The organism is Bacteroides sp. OM05-10AA, assembly GCF_003439055.1.
GTDB lineage: Bacteria > Bacteroidota > Bacteroidia > Bacteroidales > Bacteroidaceae > Bacteroides > Bacteroides intestinigallinarum.
In genome coordinates this window covers 57,620-77,600 of the sequence record NZ_QSUR01000011.1, presented here as the reverse complement: position 1 = coordinate 77,600, position 19,981 = coordinate 57,620, and the positions used below count along the sequence as shown (strand labels likewise).

Here is a 19,981-nt window from a genome sequence, read left to right as displayed (position 1 = left end):
TTATCAGTTTTACAACAGACCAATGACATTTGCAACAATAGATATTGTCGCTATGTTGTTCTATACCTTCTATATCTATCATTGGAAGTTGTAATTTCTTTCCTTTCATCACAATCTCAAACTCATTGAAATGCCAATCTTTAAGTTCTTGTTTTTCTATTGTGAAACCACAACTCTGTAAAAGTGTTGTAAGCTCTATTATAGGATTACATATTGATTTGTATTGACACATATTATTTTTCCCTTGTTAGTAATGTCCGGTGGCTAACCGACCTTTTCAGGGGAGGGTAAGCCGCTTGTTATGTATCTTTATAAGTTGGGATGACTTACCCAATTATATTTTTTCATTAACTTTTCCATTGCTTTATTCTCTGCATTATTATTTCTGAAATAAATATATACAGATTTCAAGGTTTTCAGATGAAATAATGTTTTTTCCAACTCTTCGGTTGTTAGACATGTTAGTTCCGTTGCGACAAAACGCTGCAATTTCGGAAGATATCTGACACTGTCTATACCATAGCGCAGATTCGGGCAGCCTGCCAACTCCAACAATTCCAAGTTGCTCAGTTTTGACAAGTCTGGCAAGGTCTCAAGACTGAAAGTCCAGTGCAGATAAAGTCTTTTCAGATTAACCAATTTAGATATCCACGAAAAATCCGAGCATTTCGTCTGCCTTTTCAGATACAGATATTCCAAATTCGGAAATTTGTCAGGCAAACACTCCCCGTTTGTCAGTTTGGAGAATATGGATAACTTTTTCATATTGAAGTTAGGATTCAGACTCGATGCGTCCATTTTTTTGACCTCCAATTCTTTAAGATTTGTCAAACTGTTAATGACAGAAAGTTGTTTTTTAGTAATTTCCAAATAGTCTCCAAAATTAAGAGTATCTAAGAACTTTAACTCTTGCAGGCTCTGCAATGATATGCTTCTTTTAATCAGACCTAAAATTGAAAGACTTTGCAGTAATGGAGTATATTGAACAAAATCAATAGAATCCAATTCTGCTTTATGCGGAAAGTTGGAGACAAGTAAATGCCGTACATTACTCAAAAATTCAATAATATTGAGATTGTATATCAAATCTTCATCTTCTTGACTTATTCCTAAATCACAATCAATACATATCATACAATCATTCATTCCAAGCAATTTATTAATGGATTGCAATTGACTCACAGTATAGCCCTGTGTACCAAACAATTGTATTGATTCTCCTTGTACTATGGTTATATTTGCAATTTCCTGTGAAGTTTGTTTACGAATATATATCATATTGAATTTTATTAAGATACATAATGTGTTTCAGCTAACAAAATTTAGCTGTTAAGTTGATTGTTACCAATGTTTTGTTTTGGGAAATAATATAAGCTATCAACTTTGTGTTTCTCGAAAAATAGTTCTATATTACCAATTCTTATAGAACCATTCTTGGAAATATTATTCTTGAATTTATCTTTTACACCATCTATATGTTGTCCAAGAATGAATATATCGTCAATAAATTCAATATTGATATTTTGCTTTTCTCTATTAATGTCGTTTCTTTCAACCATAATATATTGACACATATTATTTACTTTATCAAAAGAGAACTCAATTTTATATTCGAGTGAGTAAGCTGCCATAAGATAATGATGTTTAGTTTCAAACAAATCATCAGATATGTTTTTGACAACTTCAATACTTGTCAATTCTTCAGCGATACCTTTTTCAGAAAGTAGTTCTGATGTCTTTATCTTATACATAGCTTATTTTATTTTCGTTATTTTCAATTGGTAATGTCTGGCAGCTAATTGACCTTTATGGGCGATTGAGGTGCATGTTACTGATACATTCTTTTAATTCTTATATCCTTTCTAATTCATATAAAACTTCTTTCAGTAAGTCATATTCTTTATTATTCAAATCTCCATGCGCTAATAATCCGCAAAGATTAGAATATATCTTATCATAGATTTGTGGATCAGCATCATTCTGGAAGGAATGTATTAGTTTCTTATAAAACTCATTCCTACTTTCCGATAGCTCTGTCATTTGCTCCAATTTTCTAATAAGTTCTTTCGTATTCATTCTTATAGGTAATGTCTGGCGGATAATCGACCTTGAAAAGGTCGATTTATCCGTATGTTACTGACTTTTCTCTGAATTATTAAGTTCAACAAAAAATTGTACCATTCTATTGTATAATCTATCACGTAGCTGGTCTAATCTATTGTTTTCATCAATGCAAATGATACCATTTCTCATTAAAACCAAATCTGTAAATGATCCCATTCCACCAAATAGACCTTTAATTTCTCTTAGCCAATCCTTTGGGGAAGAAACATTGGCTGCATACAATCTTTTGAGAGTGATTATCCAACCAGTTTCACCCACAAATTCTAATAACTCTATTATTTCTAAAAGGATTTTTCTTAATTCTTTTTCCATATTTCCTTTTTATTTCTTCAGTCAGTAATGTTTGTTGGATAATCGACCTTTGGAAGATTAATCCGTATGTTATCGTTTATTTCAACTTAATTAGTTTTTCATATTGAAAAGAAACATCAAGAAGTTTATCTACTAATTCATCTCCAAGCCAACAATCTATTAGATATTTGCCATAACTTGGTGTAAACGAGTAAATATCTTTATCAATCGCATTAATCATATTTTCCAATTCTTTTTGTACATTATGTAATGCACCATCAGGAAGAGAAGTCTTCCTACATTCAAAAGGTTGCGCTAATATTCTTTTTACATCATCAAGTATATTCACACAACAACTTTTTACTGTTTCTTTTCTACTTACCATATTAAACGATAATGTTTGGCAGCGTTCCGCTTATTCAGTCGGTTTGCTGTTTGTTACTAACGTTTACACATCGAATAGAGATTTATTTTATCTTTGAACATCTGTTCCGATTCTTTATATCCTTGCATTTTATAATATTCAAGTAAAATATCCGGATGCTTATTCAGTAAATAATAATCTATTAAACAATTTGCAACATCAAGATAATCATGCGTTTTACAACGCTGCTTATATTCGTCTTCCGAGATTTCAAGTTCATTTAATATATAATCTCGCTCCGACTCATCTATAACAATTTCTTCGTTTTCCCACTCTAAAAGCACGTATTTGCAAAAAGCCCTAAAACTATCCGATAAAAGATAAGTATATAAATCTTTTATTGATAATTCTTGAAAGTTACACTTACAGAGCAAAGTATTACATTCGGAGATGTAATCTTCAAGGTTATCAATTCGTGCTTCCTCCCAAGAGTCATTTTCTTTACAGAAATAAAGTTGTGGCAACTCTTGTTGAATTGTTTGCCATAGTTCTTTCAATTCTTTACTTTGAAGTAGTCTTTCAATTTCTATTCGATTTACCATATTTTTTGCAAGTTAGTAATGGGTTGGCAGATAAACAGCCTTAAATGTTTTATCTGTTTGTTATCATCAATTTAATAAAATTCAACTATACAGTCCGATAAAGTGTAACTTCGTCCATTAGACAATTCAATATTGTCATTGTTGATTTTTCCCGTCAATAAATTCAACATACTTGCTCCTTGCGTTATTTGTTTTCTCCAACCTAATATATCAGAGTGGTATTCTACTGCATAAAACTTATTGCCATCAGGTGTTGTAATACAACAACCTTCTTCTGAAACTCCTCCACCTTTAGGTAATGAAGGCTGAACAAATCTTGTTACTTTGTCGAAATTTGAAGTTACTTTTTTGAAATTTGAGGATGGCTCACCTTGAATATATAGAAATTCAATACCATACATCTTTTCATAACCCGGTATGTTATTCATATCTTTCATTATTTATCTTTTGATGATAATGTCCGGCAGCGTGCCGCTTGTTCAGTCGGTTTGCTGTTTGTTATCATTGTTAAAGAATCTTCTTACATCATAATTTGCGATAGTTCTTGCCAATGATTTAGGAGATACTCCATTGTTGTTCTCTATATCGGGATTAGCTCCATTTTTCAAAAGGTGTTCGATAAAAAAGCCATCTCCCTTGTATTGCATAACAGCTTCCCATAAAGGAGTATTACCATTTGCATTTTGCATATCTATATCTGCATTATGATTCAGGAGTAATTCAAAAATACCTTTCAACTGATATTGAACAGAAAGATATAATGCAGTGCGTCCGTCTTTCCTTTTTTCATTTATATCCAACCCTTTTTTTACAAATTCGGGTATAATTACACCTGCGGGATGTACGATACTCTTGTAATTCATTATATAGTAATGAAGTAGATTACTCCCATATTTATCTTTACTATTTATGTCATAATCTATTAGAGCTTGTATAAACCTGTTTGAGTCATCACTCAATAATTCAAGTTTCATATCTTCTATTGTTCTCATTTCTTTGATTCTAATGTAAACAACGATAATGTCCGGCGGATAATCGACCTTTCTGGGGAGATTGATCCGCTTGTTATCTGCCACTATTCACTTTGATAAGTTTCAACTACATACAAATCAACGTTAGGATAATCGTTTGAAACTTTGTTCAAAACAGCTTTTACATCATCCCATTTTAATCCTCCTAATCCAGCACCGATTGCAGGTAAGGCTATTGCCGTTACATTATCACCACTGGCTAACTCAAGCATCTGTATCAGTGCCTTTTCGATATACTCTATTTTAGCTCGTGTTCGCCACGTTGCTTGAGTGCCAAGATTATATATATGCCCGTTGCCATAATCATAATCAAATACATCTCCGGGGCAAAACTTGTTTTCTTTACACAATAGCTTATATTCAAGATACATATCTGGATATTTGTCTTTGAACTGCACGGCAATGCCTTTACCCATTGCACCGGCGCAATTACATCCGTGCGCATAACTACTTACACCCTCAATGCGGAATATGTCGCCTTTCTCAATATACCTAATCATTGTTTTTTCTTTTTTATTGTTATTTTATTCTGGCAGATAATGTCCGGCAGATAAACCACCTTAAATGTTTCATCTGTTTGTTAGCAACCTCTTTTTGTTTTATAGATTATTTCAGAATATCCATTTGGAAATGATTTGGTGATGGAGTCTAAAGCCCCATCGTCCTGATATTGGAATATGTGAACCAAGCCTCCAGCGTTTTCCCCCTCTTCATTATACTGTTTGATTTCAATATGTGTCAAGACATTTCCATCATAGATGTAACTCTCTTCACGGCTACCATAATTACCACAAAGTAGCAACCGATTCAGCTTTCCATCCTTGAAAAAGTAATGACATACATTCATCAGATGTTTGCCATTATCATAGAGAATACTTTTCACAAGATTGTCAGTATAAAATAGGAAGGTGTGATAGAATTGATTTTCAATCGAACAACCAGCCTTTACTTCAATTATTTTTGCTTGATCATTAAATCCATATATACAAAGATTTTTGCTACTTTTTATTGTATCATGACGTTTTACAGGCTTCCCTTGTTTGAAACCATTACGCTGATAAGAGAATGGGGTAAGTTCATAAAACTCACTTTTATAATATTCATTTCTTACGACCTCTTTTTCAATTTGTTGCCTTATAAGTTCAAAGTCGTTTTTATATGCTTCAAATTCAGCTTTTAACCTTTCGTTCATCATATATTTTTGTTATTTAGGTTGCTAATGGGTTGGAAAGGAACGCCGTTTAGGAGTTAGCTTTCCTTGTTATCAATTTTATATTCTTCATATTCAAGAAACGCAGTATCAACATCTCCTTCTAACAGGTAGTAGAAACAATCTTGTATTATATCAATCCATTCAATAATTTGCTTTTGCTGTTCTTGTGAGACAAAATTAGCCCCGACAATCCATCTCCTGCCTAAATGTATAATGCTATACACATCACTTATTAGGGTTTGATTGATTGTCGGCTTCATAAAATCATCCGCAAGAACTTTAAGACATTCCATTATCTCCATAAAATTACACTCATATAGTTTTCCTCGAAATGGACGAAGTAAGCCAAGAAAGCCATTTTCCCATTTCTCATTTTCTATATCATTGTTTCTACAAGAATGAAAACTTAATAAAATATATGCTTCTTCTTTTGTCATTGCGTTTCTGTTTAATTGTTGATAATGTTTGGTGGCTAACCGACCTTTTCAGGGGAGGTTGAGCCGCTTGTTATCGTCGGCTTGAAATATTATATTCAGGAATCATTTCCGGAATTTTCATTTTCTCATACTGCTCTATTTTAGGTTTATTTCCTTCAAATTTAATTCCTCGCAAATCACAACTGATAAATCTTGTTCTTGTAAAATTGCAATTATAGAATTTTGAGGCTCTAAACTCTACATTTTTAAATTCAGCACCGGTGAAATCACAATTATAAAATTTTGTCCGCCTGCCACCATATTCATATCCATATGTTGTAATACCAAATTTAGCATCAATAAAGCAACAATTCTCAAAAATGGCATCATTAGCATTAATTACCAACTTAGATTTTCGAAAATTACATTCTTTGAAAATTGATTTATCCATTAAACAACCGTCAAATTTCGTTCTGAAAAAATCAACATTGTACAAAGAACTTTCAACAACAGAACAAGAAAGAAATGAATAAGACATGTTGATTGTTTCAAATTTTGATTGTTTCAAGTATGCTTTACGCAACTGAATAACTGATGATTTGCAACTAAGTTCTATACCCGATAGATCTAAGTTTGACATTTCGATGTTGCTTTGGGTAAATTGCTCTAAAACAGGGCTAATTTGCTCCAGAAATATTGGATCAGACCATTTTTCTTTAATCTTATTCATTTCCTTCTATTTACTTGACGATAATGGGATGCAGCTAACTGCGTTTAGCAGTTTAGGTGATTGTTACCAATGTTTTCTAAAATTAATTGATGAATCCTTTCTGACAAATTCCATTGTAGTGAGACAAATTTTTGTTTCATTGGTAGATCAGAGAACGAACCAATGCCTGAAAGTGAGGCATCAATTTCATGGAGATTTTGATAAAATGATTCGCAATCTTCTTCGCCTTCTTTTATTAGTTTCAACTTATTCTCATACCAAACCGCTTGTTTATGCCAACCTGTTTGATGTAGTAATTCTATCATTTTCTCCAATTCATCAATTAATTTATTTCTCATTTTTAATTTTATATTATTGGTAATGTCCGGCGGATAATCGAGTTTTTAGAAGATTAATTCGCTTGTTATAAACTCAATTCAATCGCTTTCCATTTCTTAGACTTCAATTTTTCTAAAGAGTGTTCGCTATATCCCTTTTTAGTAGCTTTTACAGGAATAAGCGTATAAAGAGTAACCATATCCTCTTTGTTATCATATTGATTCGCTGTATCAGAGTAGTTATAATCTACGACATAGAATCCAGCCAATTTCTCCGACCAAGAGATTGCGTTGAACCCTTTCTCTGTTTTGGATATAAAATCTCCATCAGAGAATGTTCTTCCGTTACGGACTTGGTTCGTCAATTCTTTCATTACCATATAAGGGAACTGTGTCTTCTCCATTTTAGAGTATGGATTCCAGCCAAACGGAAGCACAATAACAAACTCCACATAAGGCTGGGTATATTGGAAATTTCCTACACTGAACAATAACGAATTGTTGCCTCTATTAACAACCGCAAGCCTATTGAATACACCATTTTCCATTTCATTGAATTTGTTAGGAATAACTCTGCCAATATTCCAGTCTATATGTTGGGATATGCCACCACCTACTTCAGACCATACATAATCGTGGTTGATATTGGACAACGCACCCTTTTCCTTCAGAAAAAGGCTTATTTCGTTATGTCCACTACTAATAGACCAATCAAGAGGAGAAAAAAGTAGAGTTGTAGTAAGCCTATTTATATCCGCACCTTTCTCTATAAGATAGCGAACAATCTCAAAATGCCCTTTAGCGGCTACTTCATTCAAAGCTGCTGTTGTAGAACTTTCATAAGCATTTATATCTGCACCATTTTCTATCAATAGTTTGACTATTTCTAAATGGTTTCCAGACGAAGCACCCCATAAAGGAGAAAATAATCTATCTTTAATACAATTTACATCGGCTCCATATTGAATTAAAGTCTTGCAAATTTCATAAAAACCTTTCTTTGCAGCTCGGCATAAAGGTGGATGAAGCGTATATAAATTCTCATCATTCAAATCCAGATCTGAATGTTGGTCGAGTATATTCGACACTTCCTGCACGTTGTTATCGCCAACTGCTTTTTCCAGTTTTATATAAATTTCTTTATTATTCATCTATTGAGTTTATAATGTTCGGTGGATAATCAATCTTTCAGAGAGATTTATCTGCTTGTTATAAACCTATTTGAAATTTGTCAGTATATCATTCTTTTTATTGGAAGACAACATTTCTAATAAATGATTAAAGCTATCGCAAACAAATTCTGCCGAATCTTCAAATTCAGGTTCAACTCCATAATAGATTTTACCGTAATTTTCCGGAGATAAATCTATGCACAAATATTGGTATCCATCTTTTACTGACATAAGAATAGGAATATGGCTATCCCAAAACAGGCGTATCATATCACAGGATTCCTTATCATCTGCCAACGCCTCAAGTCCCATCAGCTCAAATTCATTCCAACGGAATCCGCTATCGCTTTCTCCGTTAAAGTCCTCTATGGAATTAAACCAAACATTATCACTTTCATTCGTGATTGTCTGAAACCGTTGTAAAAACTCCTGATAGTCCGCAGGAAGTTCGGAGTACCGATTTTGTAAATCAGAGCTTAAATCTTTTCTTTCCAATCGTTCTGTAACGATGAATCCTATATTTTTCAGTGCTTCAATCATATTTTTATTTTACGAGTTTATAATGGGATGCAGCTTGCCGCCGTTAGGCGGAACAGGTGCATGTTACCGATATATTTTTATGAACATTGCCAAAATCCTGCGATTATTTCATTGGTTGTACAGTGCTTATACAAATACAAAGCACCATATCCGAAAGGATAACTGCCGATAGTAACATCTTCACTATATCCGTCTTCGTCTATTGACAAGAAAAAAGAAAAACCATATTCCTCTAATTCTTTATAATAGCTTTCTTCATCTTGAATAAGGATAGGAGTTCCACCTATTTTTACAAGTATATTTTCACTATCCTTATCTTCTGAATATTCACTAATAGAACACATCCCTAAGTTGGTATTTCGTTTTTCTGTGCAATTACCAATTTCAGAAAATTCATGTTCTATTACTTTTACTGCTATTGAAGGATATATGTTATTGTCAATAAGAGTATCATAATCTTGGTGAATGATGATAGAAAGCATGACGTTTTCCTTTTCAGGATGTACCAATATTGCATAGAATTTATAATCGCTGGGGATTTGTCCTTCTATACATTTAGGTGGATTGCCACCAATCCTGCCTTTTACATTCTTATCAAATGGAATACATTTGGCATATCGTTCATTCATATTTTCTTTGTTTTATTATTATCGGTAACATGTAATTATCAGCGGTTTTCGCTGTTATTTTCTTATTTAACTATCTCATTATCACCTTCAAGAATATCATCCAATGGAGTGCGGATGCTGCTCTTGAAAGTGTCGGCTATATGCACGTACATTTCTGTCGTTTTCAGTTGGTTGTGCCCCAACAGCTCTTTCACGATTTTCAAGTCCGTGCCTTGCTCGATCAGATGCGTGGCGAACGAGTGCCGCAACAGGTGGGGGTACACCCGCTTGGTGATTCCGGCTTCCTTCGCCGCCTCTTTCAGCTTCTTCGACACGATGCTCTCCGTAAACGGCTCACCCTTGTACCGCTCGAACAGCCATTCCTGCGGCTTGTATAGCTTGGTGTACTCGGTCAGCTTCCTGACAAGGGGCTTCGACAGCAGCGTGTAGCGGTCTTTCCTCCCTTTGCCCTGCCGTACCCGTATCAGCGAACGGCTCACGTTGATGTCGTGGGGCTTCAAGTCCAGCAGCTCGCTGATTCTCAACCCGGCGGAGTAGAGCAGCGAGAACATGCAGAACAGCCGGATGTCCGGACCGGTTGCGTCAAGGATGGATTTTATCTCCTCCTTGCTCAGCACGTCGGGCAGCGTCCGTTCCCGTTTGGCTCGCTTTACCTCGTAACATTTCCGTTCCAATCCCAGCACCTTCTCGAAATAAAACTTGATCGAGTTGATGCGCAGGTTCTGTTGGCACGACGAGATCCCCCGTGTGTCAATCAGGTGCACGATGTAGGCGTTGATTTCTTCCGGTCGGATGTAGCGGAGGTTTCTTCCCGCAAAGTATTGCTGGAACTCCTTGAAGTAAGTGGTGTACGCACGGACGGTATGCTCGCTGTATCGCAGTTGTCGCAGCGTTTCGGCATAGCCGGGCGGGATGGCGGGGCTGGTTTTCCCGTTTTTCTTGGGCAAGGTGTTTTTCAGGGCGGAGTAATTGATATACGCCGTTTCCACATGGCGGTCGAAAAAGCCGGACAGGTCGAAGCCTTCTTCCGGCAGGTAGGCTCTGTCCCCCTCGAACCGCACGCCCTTCTCTTTCGACAGCGACAGCCGGATGGCATCGTCCTCGTCGAACTCCACTTCCACGTATTTCTGCCCGTCACGGATGGCAGGTGAAAGCGTTATTCTCGGTTTGCTCTGATAGACTTTCATACGCATCGCATGGGTGGCAATGACAGACCGTGTCCCTCATTACCCATATTTTACAAATATAGAGAAAACAACGAATTATCGCCGTTTCCCGGAGGAGAAAAATGCGTGCGGGGCATGATTTTTTGGTATTTTTCACAGGAAAGGGCTGCGACAAACCTGCGAACCGGACGACAAGTGCGGACAGCCCGCCCCGGACTCGCACGTTCCCCGTGTTTCTCCCTCTATATTTACGCCCGGTTTCGTTTGAGAACCAATAGTATTCACCATTTAAAAACATTAGATTATGGACGAACGACCGGACAGCAGCCAGCAGTTGATGGACATCCTGCTCGTCATGGACGAGAAAGGCACGCTCCAAGCCGTCAGCGGAGTAAAAGACGGCGAGTTACAGACCAAGAACCCACTGGAGGACAACAACGACCTCCTGCGGGTGGATCGCCACGGCGATATGTTTTCAAATTTCTTTTCCAACCTCTGGAGCCAGTTGAAAGATCCGACCCGCTTCCATTTCTTCCGTGTGCCGGAAGAGGAGGTGCAGCGGGTAGCCGCCGATTTCCGGCAGCGGGAGAGCCGGTCGGTCAAGACAGGTGAGCCGCTCCTCGCACAGTACGAGGTGCAGCCGCCCGTGCAGGCACAGCAGCAGACCCAAGCCGGGCAGCAGCAACAGCCGGAGGATGCGCCGCAGCAGTCCGCCGGGCAGACCGAACAGAACCCGCAGTACAAGTACCGCCCGGAGGACATCGACTGGAACAGCCTCGCTGCCCTCGGCGTGCAGCGGGAACAGATTGAGGGCAACGGGATGCTCGACCAGATGCTCCGGGGCTTCCAGACCGACAAGACCGTCCGGGTGCATTTCCACTTCGAGGGCATCTCGCACAGCAACGATAGCCAGCTCTCGCTCAAACCCGGCACGGACGGCAGGCTGACCGTTTGCAGCCACGGCATCCTCGACCCGGAGAAGATGCAGAAGCAGTTCTTCGGTTACGACATCACCGACTCCGACAAGCAGGTGCTCCGGCAGACGGGCAACATGGGACACCCGGCGACCGTCACCAACCGGGCGGGCGAGCAGGTCGAAGCCCTTGTCAGCCGCAACCTCAAGACCAACGAGCTGGTCGCTTTCCCGCTCTCCAAGGTCAATATCCCGGCGGAGAAGAACGGGCATACCTTCACCCCGGACGAAATAGCCCGGCTCAAACAGGGCGAGGCGGTGGTCTGCCAGTTCCTTTCCAGAGCCAAGGAGGGGGAGCAACCCAAGATCTACCCGGCTCCCGTACAGTTCAGCGCAGCCAAGATGCAGCTCGAATTTCTCTTCGGCGACCGGGGCAAGCTGGCGATGGATGCGTACAAGACGAACCTGAAACAGACCGCCAATCAGGAGGTGCCGAAGACTTTCCGCAAGCAGGAGCTTACCGAGAAGTCCCGCTTCGAACTCGAAGCCGGGGGAACGGTCAAGGTCTCCGGTCTGGTGGACAAGAAAGGAAAAGCCTACCAAGGCTACATCACATGGAAGCCCGGCGAGAAGCCCGCCTTCATGTTCCCCAAGGACTACAAGGCGGCACTCGAAGAGGGGCGTGTCAAGCCCGCTGTGGAGAACGAGGTGCAGGTGGCGGTCAATTCCGAGGGCAAGACCGTAGAGGCGACCCGCAACCTGAAAGAAGCCCTGCAATCCGCACAGCAGCGCCCCACCGGGGAGCAGAAACAGCAGCAGGAGCGCAAGCAGGAGCAGAAAGAGGGCCGGAAACAGGCACAGAAGCAGGAACAGCCCGACAAGCCCAAGCGCAGCCGGGGTGTCCGCCGCTGATTTCCCCGCTATTCTGTAAATGAATTACCGGTTATCCCGTCCGAGCGGCGGGATAACTTTTGTCAAACCGTTAAACTTTAAAGAAATATGATTACAGCAGTTATCGCTGAAAAGCCTTCCGTAGCGAAGGATATAGCAAACGTGTTGAATGTCCGGGAGCGGCACGATGGCTACCTTTCAGGTAACGGCTACCTCGTTACCTGGGCGTTCGGCCATCTCGTCCAGCTTGCCATGCCCGAAGCATACGGCTATGCGGGCTTCCGGCGTGAGAACCTGCCCATTCTGCCGCAGGGGTTCAAGTACATCCCCCGCCAGATACGGGAGGGCAAGGAGTACAAGCCCGCCCCCGGCGTGCTCAAACAGTTGAAGGTCATCAGGGAGGTTTTCGACCGTTCCGACCGTATCGTCGTGGCGACCGACGCCGGGCGTGAGGGCGAAGCCATTCATCGGTACATCTACAATTACCTTGGCTGCCGCAAACCCTGCCTGCGCCTCTGGATCTCCTCGCTGACCGACCGTGCCATCCGGGAAGGGCTGGATAACCTCAAGCCCGGAAGCGACTACGACAACCTCTACCGTGCCGCCGAAGCCCGTGCTATCGCCGACTGGGAGATTGGATTGAATGCGACTCAAGCGCTTTCCATCGCCGCCGGGCAGGGCATCTACTCCCTCGGACGGGTGCAGACGCCCACCTTGATGATGATTTGCTCCCGTTATCTGGAGAACAGGGATTTCACCCCGCAGACCTATTTCCGGCTGAAGGTTACGGCGGAAAAGGACGGCACGCCCTTCGCCGCCATCTCTGAATTGCGTTACGAAACCCTTCCGGCGGCAAACGCCGCCCTCGCCGCTGTAACCAAAACGGGGACGGTGCAGGTTGCCGACGTGCAGCACAGAGAGGTGAGCCAAGAACCTCCCTTGCTCTATGACCTGACCGCCTTGCAGAAAGAGGCGAACGGCAGGTACGGCTTCTCGGCAGACAAGACCCTCTCCATCGCCCAGTCGCTTTACGAGAAGAAGGTGTTGAGCTACCCCCGTACCGGCTCCCGCTACCTATCGGACGATGTGTTCGACGAGATACCCGATCGTATCGCCCTGCTGGAGCGGTACCCGGCTTTCGCCGCCCATGCCGCCGCCCTGAAAGGAGCTTCGCTCAACCGCCGCAGCGTGGACGCAGGGAAAGTCACCGACCACCATGCGCTCATCATCACCGAGTGTCTGCCTGGCGAGCTGTCCGCCGACGAGCGCACGGTATACGACATGGTAGCCGCCCGCCTGCTCGAAGCCTTCTCCGCCCGTTGCCTCAAGGACGCTACCACCGTCTCTTTCACGGCAGGGAACAGCGTGTTCACCGCCAAGGGGACGGTCGTCAGGTCCGCCGGATGGCGTGCCGTGCGGAACGAGCGGGACGAGGACGACGAGGGTACAGCCGCTTTGCCACCCTTGCAGCCCGGCGAGTCTTTCCCCCTGCAATCGGCGGAGTGCGTGGAGAAACAGACCAAGCCCCGTCCCCTGCACACCGAGAGCAGCCTCCTTTCGGCGATGGAGCATTGCGGCAGGGAGTTGCGGGACGACGAGCTGCGGGACAGCCTGAAAGGGAACGGTATCGGCACGCCCGCCACCCGTGCCTCCATCATCGAGACCCTCTTTGCCCGTGACTACGTGCGCCGGGAGAAGAAGAGCCTCGTGCCGACCGACAAGGGGCTTGCCGTGTACCAGATAGTGAAGGACAAGCGCATCGCCGATGTCGAGATGACCGGGCAGTGGGAGACCGCCCTCGCCAAGATCGAGAGCGGGGAGATGAATCCCGACACCTTCCGCAAGGGCATCGAGGTCTATGCCGCCCAGATTACCGAAGAACTCCTGCAAGTGCAGGTATCGGTGGCGGACGGCGGACATATCCCGTGTCCCAAGTGCCGTTCCGGTCGCATCCTCCTTTACCCGAAAGTCGCCAAGTGCAGCAACGTCGATTGTGGGCTTACCGTCTTCCGCAACAAGGGGGAGAAGCAGCTCACCGACAGCCAGATTGCCGACCTCGTGACCAAAGGCAAAACATCCCTTATCAAAGGCTTCAGGAGCAGGGAGGGCAAGCCCTTCGATGCGTACCTCACCTTCGACAAGGACTTCCACACCGTGTACGGGTTCCCGCCCCGTACGGACAAGCCCAAAGGAAAGGAGCGCAGGCGATGAACGGCATCGGTTGGATCACCGTGGCGGAAGCCGCCCGGCTCTGCGGCACGGACGAGCTGCGCATCACCCTCTGGATGAACGGCAACCACATCGCCTACGCCCGTTTCGACGGCATCCTGATGATCGACGGCGCATCCCTTGCCGCCCTGTTCAGCCGCAACCGGGTCGCCACCATCTACGAGGACGTGGCGCAACAGCGGGGCAAGCCCGGCAGACCGGGCAGGCTCCGCCGCCTGCTCGACACCCCGCTCGACACCTTCGGCTTGTCGCAGCGCATCGTCCGGGCGTGCCGGGAGCTGGGCGTCTTCACCGTGGAGCACCTGCTCGTCCACCTCCGCCGCTTCCGCTTCTCCCGCCTGTACTGTGTCCGCAACTTCGGCAGCGGATCGGCAGCCGAGACCCTCCGGCGGCTCCGGCAGGACGGCTTGACAGACGGCGGCAGCATCGGGTAGGTCAAGGGCATTACTGCCCTCTTCCCCCCTCAGAACCGTACGTGAGGGTTTCCCCTCATACGGCTCAAGCTTTTCAAAGTCTCTGTTCGTGTGCAGAGACCGGCTCATCCTACTTCTTGTTTCCATTGTTTTTTACGGGATAATTTGAAACATTCATCATGAACCAACAGATTGCATTTCCGTCCGTCTTGTACGGTCGGCATTACATTCCATGCCTTATGCGTGTCAATCGGTTCACCACATATCGGACATTTCCGACCTTGCTTTTCCCATAGGTAAAGCAGGGATTTACGTCCTTTCAGCGTCACAAGCATCTTTGACTTCATTCTTTTATTGAAGTACAGGCGGCAGTCTGCGTCAAACGGATTCATGTCCCCCTTTATCTGCGTATATTGCAGAAAAGGAAACGAAGATGCCAGTTTCAACAAAGTAAGTTGGTCTTCTTTGCCGTTTGATTTCTTGAACTTAGCCGCAAAAGTCCAGCTATTCCCTCGGATATTGTGCCAATAGCGGTCTTTTATCCACCGTTTCCCTTTCTTGGAATGACGGCGTTTAGCCCATTGCCACAAGGCGAGAAATATCTGATGGTCGATTCTGTGAAAAGAATCACGTGTCGCCCCATGCTGATAATATGCTCCCCATCCTCGAATTTTAGCATTCAACATCCTGATTAATGATTCCTGCTTGCAACCCTTATGACCTTTTGTCACCTTACGGATATTCTCCATAAAGCGTTTTTCGGCTTTCTTGGTCGGCTTGGTCAATATTTCATTGCCGAATTTGCGGATGTTGAAACCGAGAAAATCGAAACCGTCATGGATATTGGTTATCACCGTCTTTTCTTCTGATAAGGTCAGACCTCTTTCAGACATAAAGTCGGCTACCAATGGCTTGATTTCCTTTTCAAGTGTTTCACGGTTCTCGCAGGTAATTATAAAGTCATCAGCGTAACGGACAAGATTCACCATTGGCGAATATAACTTACCTTTGATTCTAACTCGTTTATATTTCTCTGCAAGGACTTTCTGCAATCCGTCCAATGTCATATTGGCAAGCGTGGGAGAGATAATGCCACCTTGTGGCGTTCCCTCCTCTGTCGGGAACATCTGTTTGTTGAAGATATAGCCGCATTTCAACCACTTTCGGAGTATTGCCTTGTCCATAGGGATGTTGGCAAGCAGCCATTCATGGCTGATATGGTCGAAGCACCCCTTTATGTCACCCTCCAGAATCCATTCGGGAGAATAGCCTTTTCGGAGAATGTTATGGCATTGCATTACCGCGTCCATACAGCGGCGTTCCTTGCGGAAACCGTATGAACGTGAGTCGGCTGTTGTTTCCGACACTGGTTCTAATGCCATAAGGTAGAGTGCTTGCATGGCTCTGTCTTTCATTGTCGGTATTCCCAACGGTCGCAGTTTGCCATTACTCTTTTTGATGTGGACTCTTCTCAATGGCTTCGGCTGGTAGCCTCTGCGTTTGAGTTCGCTTATCGCTTGTGTTTTTGCTTCAGGTTTCTCCCATGTTTCCATGTCCACTCCGGGGGTGTTGCCACCTCCGTTAGAAGTAACTCTCTTTACGGCTAAGGCTTTTGCGTAAAAAGAGTGGGTCAGCGTCCACTGCAAGGCTTTCACCTTGTTGTATCTGCCTTCCTTCTGAGCCTTTACAATTCGTGCTTGTAGCTTTCTGACGGCCAACTCCGCTTTAGTCCAGTCTATTCTGTCCCAAAGTGTTTGCTGATTGTCAGCAGGCGCACACGATGTCTTGTTTTCGTTCATTTGCTTTCCTCCTTTTGAAAGTTCTAAAAGTTAATTGTAAAGAATCACCATTTGACAACATTCGGTTTGATTGCCTACCTAATGTCGTCACAGAAGTCTGCCCACTTTCGTGTCGGATGATGTCGCCCACATCAGCCCGTGATGTCGGTTCAATCCGTATCCGCTCCATTACAGAACGGCATTCGCTTTTTCTGTTATCTTATACCTGCACACCATTCGGCTTTCATTGCTGTCAGCTTACCTGTCATTTTTACATGACAGGAGATATACAGGCTTACCATGTTCCACATAGATAACTAACGGATAGGTTAGGTTCTGTCTCATCCTCCGGCGGTGCTTATATCCGTGTAATCCTACCATGGAGAGGATTAACCGACCGCTTCCCTTTTGGGTAGAGTGTGCCAGTATCTTACACTCTTTCGTGACATTACGAAGTTTACTAACAGTTCGCTTGCGCTAACCATACTATCCAGCCTCGCCACTCTACGGTATGATACTAACCGTACTTGACTTCCCCTCACGGTTCTGTCTTGTCTTGCGAAAGTGTACTTCGTCCCGACCGCTTAATACAACATTAAGGTGCATCGGTCGGTAGGCTACCGCTGACGGAACAGCGGGTTAAAGCTGATACCCGTAAGTATCATTCCAACAATTATCTATGCGACTTCATGTCGCACCCACGGGATTTCAAGGTCTTGTACCCGTAATCCCGGCAATATTCACTATCTTTACCAGCCGATTATATAAGAAGGCGGATTTGTCTTTCCCATAACCGACTGGCAAATACTCGAAAGGATTTCGAACCTATTCTGTTCATAATATGAAGCGTTCCATTTCCCTTTAAACAGCCTTTTTACAGCTCAAAAAGGGTTAAATGCTTGAATTTGTGGACATATATTCGAAAAATATTGTATTTTTGTACCCGAAAATAGGACGACAATGGCTAAAAAGCACTCATTATCTGTTGAAAACATAGATCAGGTTGCTATTGATTTTATAGCGACAAAACCTTCATATTCAATCAAAATAACAGATTGCCAAGAAGGTAAATTAAAAAAAATAGCAATAACTCATAATAAGGAAACTGGTATCTTAAACTGTTTTATTAATGGCGGGCAAGTTTCTTATAGTACGCAAGGAAAAGCACATTTAAAAGGAATATGTGAAGAATGTTGGAACGTTATCCTTCAAAATACTTCAATTCCTTGCCCTGATAAGAAAAGCTTTACGGCAAAAGGAATAAGTGAAGAAGATTTTGATGCTTTTATAGATGTATTATCGGAAAGTGATGAAATCGAAATAACTACGGTCAATACAGATAACAATCCTGCTATCAGGAACCAATATCATTTAAAGGGGAAATATGATGCCAAGGTATCTATTATTTTTTATAATAATGGGACTTTATTTTTACAGGGAGCTGTAACAGCTTTTTATATTGAGCTTATTACAGAAATAATGGAGACAATATCTTCTGTTCCAACCGAAGTAATGGAAGACTTCTTGGCTATTCAACCTTTAGTAGGATGTGTGATAGAAAAAGATTTGAATAAGCATTTCACGAAAACTGAAAACATTGAAGGAAGTATTCTTGAAGATTTTCTGAAAACATCTATTGCTCTTGCTAACTCCGGTGTTGTGGTTGATGATTACGGGTGTTATACATTCGGTATAATGAAGGCTTTGGATGGCTTGATTAGCAAAAGACTCTTGGAAGACGCACCGGATTTTAAAGATTATGGTACATATTTTGAGAGAGGTAAAGATGGAAACTACCATTTTTTGGAGAATGTGGGAACTTACAATGGTAATCCCTCGTTAAAAAGAGCATTGGAAAAGGCGTATGACTTTTATAACAAGAATCGGCATACAACTTTCCATATTGATCGCAGGAACTTAGAAACAAGCAGAACCTTATATTATGATGAAGCGGTGAACATAATAAAGGATGGACTTGTTATTATAAATGACTTATGTACTAATTGGTAAAGAAATGAAGACAAAAGATTATCAAATAATCTCTTTAGGAGAACGAAGTTTTTTAGTAGTAGTTCTGTCATTGGAAATGACGGATTACTATTGGACTGCTCTCCAATCAGAATTGGCAAAATATAATGTTGCCGATGCTGAAGTTTATTTTGATTTTCTATACCGTAACGGATTAAAAAATAGATTTTTCAAAACTAAGCTCATGGGAGTTAGTCTATTGAATAATTCTTTGAGAAAATGTAAAGCTACACAAGAGTGTATTAGTGCTTCTGATAAATTCTTTACTTTGCATAAGGATGTGATTGAACATAGCGTATTATCGTCTATTCAAAAAACATTCTTTAGAAAGAAATTAGACAGAACTAATATTCTTCCGACAAATGTACTTTAACATTATAAAGGAATTAATATATTAGAACAAAAGGTGCATCATTGATGCACCTTTTGTTTATACTTCAAATTTAGGCATCAGTAAGACCTAAATTCAACATATCTTTGTCATTCCAACTATTTCCGTTATCTTTGCGCCAGTAGAACCTGCCAAGCCTCTTGATAATGCTCAAATCGGCGGGTCGTTTTTTTATAACCCGTCATCCTTTCCTGAATGACCCAAGCCACTTTTCAGTGGCTTTTTGCATTTCATGGGCATACCCTTCCGTACACCGTCCGGATTTTCCCGTCCTCCAATACTTTGCTCGACCGCACGATCCACGTCCTGCCGTCGTTCAGCCCGCACTCCAGTGCCTTCTCGCCGCCGCCGACCAGCACCGGCACGGTTATCACCACGATTTCGTCCGCCAGCCCGTTATCCAAGAGCAAAGCCCCGGTTTCCGCTCCGTAAGCCGTTACCGTCCCTTCGCCGTCCGCTTTTATTCCCCGCAGTTCCGCTGCCGCATCCCCTGTAACAAACCGCACCCGTTCCTTCTCCGTCAAATCAATACAGCCGTCCGTCACGACCAAAGTTTCTTTTGCCGTGAGCGGCCAGCCCAGATGGTTCAGGTAAATGCGCAGGTAGGTTTCCTCGTCGATCAGCACGCAGCCGGAGGCATCCACCGCCGCATCAAAATACTTGTCCGATCTGACCGGACAACCGTCAATGGATTGGTACACATGCAAGGTAATCTGTTTCATATCAATGTGTTTTTAAGGATT

General features: G+C 42.7%; 24 protein-coding genes and 1 pseudogene. 5 read left to right on the top strand and 20 right to left on the bottom strand.

The window, feature by feature from the left end; genetic code table 11:
* Positions 1-309 precede the first annotated feature (309 nt).
* From DXB58_RS10665 to DXB58_RS10585, 17 genes are all read right to left on the bottom strand, one after another.
* Positions 310-1,278 carry a hypothetical protein gene (locus tag DXB58_RS10665; RefSeq protein ID WP_118032933.1) on the bottom strand — a complete coding sequence of 323 codons (969 nt, stop codon included), beginning with the start codon at positions 1,276-1,278 and terminating at the stop codon, positions 310-312.
* A gap of 44 nt (positions 1,279-1,322) precedes the next feature.
* Positions 1,323-1,751 (bottom strand): hypothetical protein, encoded by a 429-nt coding sequence (locus DXB58_RS10660; protein ID WP_118032934.1) that lies wholly within the window; start codon positions 1,749-1,751, stop codon positions 1,323-1,325.
* A gap of 100 nt (positions 1,752-1,851) precedes the next feature.
* A complete protein-coding gene (locus DXB58_RS10655) occupies positions 1,852-2,076 on the bottom strand; it encodes a hypothetical protein (protein WP_029427360.1) in 225 nt (74 codons plus the stop codon).
* Positions 2,077-2,133: 57 nt separating this feature from the next.
* On the bottom strand, positions 2,134-2,436 hold the full coding sequence (locus DXB58_RS10650; RefSeq protein ID WP_118032936.1) for a hypothetical protein: 303 nt from the start codon (positions 2,434-2,436) through the stop codon (positions 2,134-2,136).
* 76 nt (positions 2,437-2,512) lie between these two features.
* Positions 2,513-2,800 (bottom strand): hypothetical protein, encoded by a 288-nt coding sequence (locus tag DXB58_RS10645; protein WP_233527273.1) that lies wholly within the window; start codon positions 2,798-2,800, stop codon positions 2,513-2,515.
* Between the two features lie 56 nt (positions 2,801-2,856).
* Positions 2,857-3,381, bottom strand: coding sequence for a hypothetical protein (locus tag DXB58_RS10640; RefSeq protein WP_118032937.1), 525 nt, complete (start codon positions 3,379-3,381; stop codon positions 2,857-2,859).
* A 71-nt stretch (positions 3,382-3,452) separates the two neighbouring features.
* Complete coding sequence (locus DXB58_RS10635) at positions 3,453-3,809, bottom strand: hypothetical protein (protein WP_133303576.1); 357 nt, start codon at positions 3,807-3,809, stop codon at positions 3,453-3,455.
* Positions 3,810-3,860: 51 nt separating this feature from the next.
* The gene (locus DXB58_RS10630; protein WP_007558978.1) at positions 3,861-4,373 is read right to left on the bottom strand and encodes an ankyrin repeat domain-containing protein; all 513 of its coding nucleotides are present in this window, start codon (positions 4,371-4,373) and stop codon (positions 3,861-3,863) included.
* An 83-nt stretch (positions 4,374-4,456) separates the two neighbouring features.
* Complete coding sequence (locus tag DXB58_RS10625) at positions 4,457-4,912, bottom strand: macro domain-containing protein (protein ID WP_029427323.1); 456 nt, start codon at positions 4,910-4,912, stop codon at positions 4,457-4,459.
* An 80-nt stretch (positions 4,913-4,992) separates the two neighbouring features.
* Positions 4,993-5,607 carry a hypothetical protein gene (locus tag DXB58_RS10620; protein ID WP_118033024.1) on the bottom strand — a complete coding sequence of 205 codons (615 nt, stop codon included), beginning with the start codon at positions 5,605-5,607 and terminating at the stop codon, positions 4,993-4,995.
* Positions 5,608-5,660: 53 nt separating this feature from the next.
* Complete coding sequence (locus tag DXB58_RS10615) at positions 5,661-6,062, bottom strand: hypothetical protein (protein ID WP_009126119.1); 402 nt, start codon at positions 6,060-6,062, stop codon at positions 5,661-5,663.
* A 70-nt stretch (positions 6,063-6,132) separates the two neighbouring features.
* A complete protein-coding gene (locus DXB58_RS10610; RefSeq protein WP_199487941.1) occupies positions 6,133-6,771 on the bottom strand; it encodes a pentapeptide repeat-containing protein in 639 nt (212 codons plus the stop codon).
* Positions 6,772-6,815: 44 nt separating this feature from the next.
* Positions 6,816-7,109 carry a hypothetical protein gene (locus DXB58_RS10605; protein WP_008620111.1) on the bottom strand — a complete coding sequence of 98 codons (294 nt, stop codon included), beginning with the start codon at positions 7,107-7,109 and terminating at the stop codon, positions 6,816-6,818.
* 65 nt (positions 7,110-7,174) lie between these two features.
* Positions 7,175-8,239, bottom strand: a complete 1,065-nt coding sequence (locus DXB58_RS10600) for an ankyrin repeat domain-containing protein (RefSeq protein ID WP_032581399.1) — start codon at positions 8,237-8,239, stop codon at positions 7,175-7,177.
* A gap of 66 nt (positions 8,240-8,305) precedes the next feature.
* Complete coding sequence (locus tag DXB58_RS10595) at positions 8,306-8,800, bottom strand: SMI1/KNR4 family protein (protein ID WP_118032882.1); 495 nt, start codon at positions 8,798-8,800, stop codon at positions 8,306-8,308.
* A gap of 77 nt (positions 8,801-8,877) precedes the next feature.
* Positions 8,878-9,429 (bottom strand): hypothetical protein, encoded by a 552-nt coding sequence (locus DXB58_RS10590; protein WP_117588479.1) that lies wholly within the window; start codon positions 9,427-9,429, stop codon positions 8,878-8,880.
* A 62-nt stretch (positions 9,430-9,491) separates the two neighbouring features.
* Positions 9,492-10,622 (bottom strand): tyrosine-type recombinase/integrase, encoded by a 1,131-nt coding sequence (locus DXB58_RS10585; protein ID WP_181979621.1) that lies wholly within the window; start codon positions 10,620-10,622, stop codon positions 9,492-9,494.
* A 277-nt stretch (positions 10,623-10,899) separates the two neighbouring features.
* Here DXB58_RS10585 and DXB58_RS10580 point away from each other — a divergent pair, with 277 nt between their 5' ends.
* The 3 genes from DXB58_RS10580 to DXB58_RS10570 all read left to right on the top strand — a co-directional run bounded on the left by DXB58_RS10580 (position 10,900) and on the right by DXB58_RS10570 (position 15,062).
* The gene (locus tag DXB58_RS10580; RefSeq protein WP_118032881.1) at positions 10,900-12,420 is read left to right on the top strand and encodes a DUF4099 domain-containing protein; all 1,521 of its coding nucleotides are present in this window, start codon (positions 10,900-10,902) and stop codon (positions 12,418-12,420) included.
* 87 nt (positions 12,421-12,507) lie between these two features.
* Complete coding sequence (locus DXB58_RS10575) at positions 12,508-14,610, top strand: type IA DNA topoisomerase (protein WP_118032880.1); 2,103 nt, start codon at positions 12,508-12,510, stop codon at positions 14,608-14,610.
* Positions 14,607-15,062 carry a DNA-binding protein gene (locus DXB58_RS10570; protein ID WP_118032879.1) on the top strand — a complete coding sequence of 152 codons (456 nt, stop codon included), beginning with the start codon at positions 14,607-14,609 and terminating at the stop codon, positions 15,060-15,062. The genes DXB58_RS10575 and DXB58_RS10570 overlap by 4 nt, the downstream gene beginning before the upstream one ends.
* Here DXB58_RS10570 and DXB58_RS28150 read toward each other — a convergent pair.
* Both DXB58_RS28150 and ltrA read right to left on the bottom strand, forming a co-directional pair.
* A pseudogene (locus DXB58_RS28150) lies at positions 15,045-15,188 on the bottom strand (DNA methylase); the annotation flags it as partial. The gene DXB58_RS10570 and the pseudogene DXB58_RS28150 overlap by 18 nt on opposite strands.
* On the bottom strand, positions 15,167-16,840 hold the full coding sequence (gene ltrA, locus DXB58_RS10560) for a group II intron reverse transcriptase/maturase (RefSeq protein WP_118032878.1): 1,674 nt from the start codon (positions 16,838-16,840) through the stop codon (positions 15,167-15,169). The pseudogene DXB58_RS28150 and the gene ltrA, both read right to left, overlap by 22 nt.
* A gap of 939 nt (positions 16,841-17,779) precedes the next feature.
* Here ltrA and DXB58_RS10550 point away from each other — a divergent pair.
* On the top strand, positions 17,780-18,829 hold the full coding sequence (locus tag DXB58_RS10550) for a type II toxin-antitoxin system RnlA family toxin (protein WP_004327332.1): 1,050 nt from the start codon (positions 17,780-17,782) through the stop codon (positions 18,827-18,829).
* 4 nt (positions 18,830-18,833) lie between these two features.
* Positions 18,834-19,220, top strand: a complete 387-nt coding sequence (locus DXB58_RS10545; RefSeq protein WP_004327330.1) for a type II toxin-antitoxin system RnlB family antitoxin — start codon at positions 18,834-18,836, stop codon at positions 19,218-19,220.
* Positions 19,221-19,468: 248 nt separating this feature from the next.
* Here DXB58_RS10545 and DXB58_RS10540 read toward each other — a convergent pair whose 3' ends face one another.
* Complete coding sequence (locus DXB58_RS10540) at positions 19,469-19,960, bottom strand: dihydrofolate reductase family protein (protein WP_117912760.1); 492 nt, start codon at positions 19,958-19,960, stop codon at positions 19,469-19,471.
* Positions 19,961-19,981 lie beyond the last annotated feature (21 nt).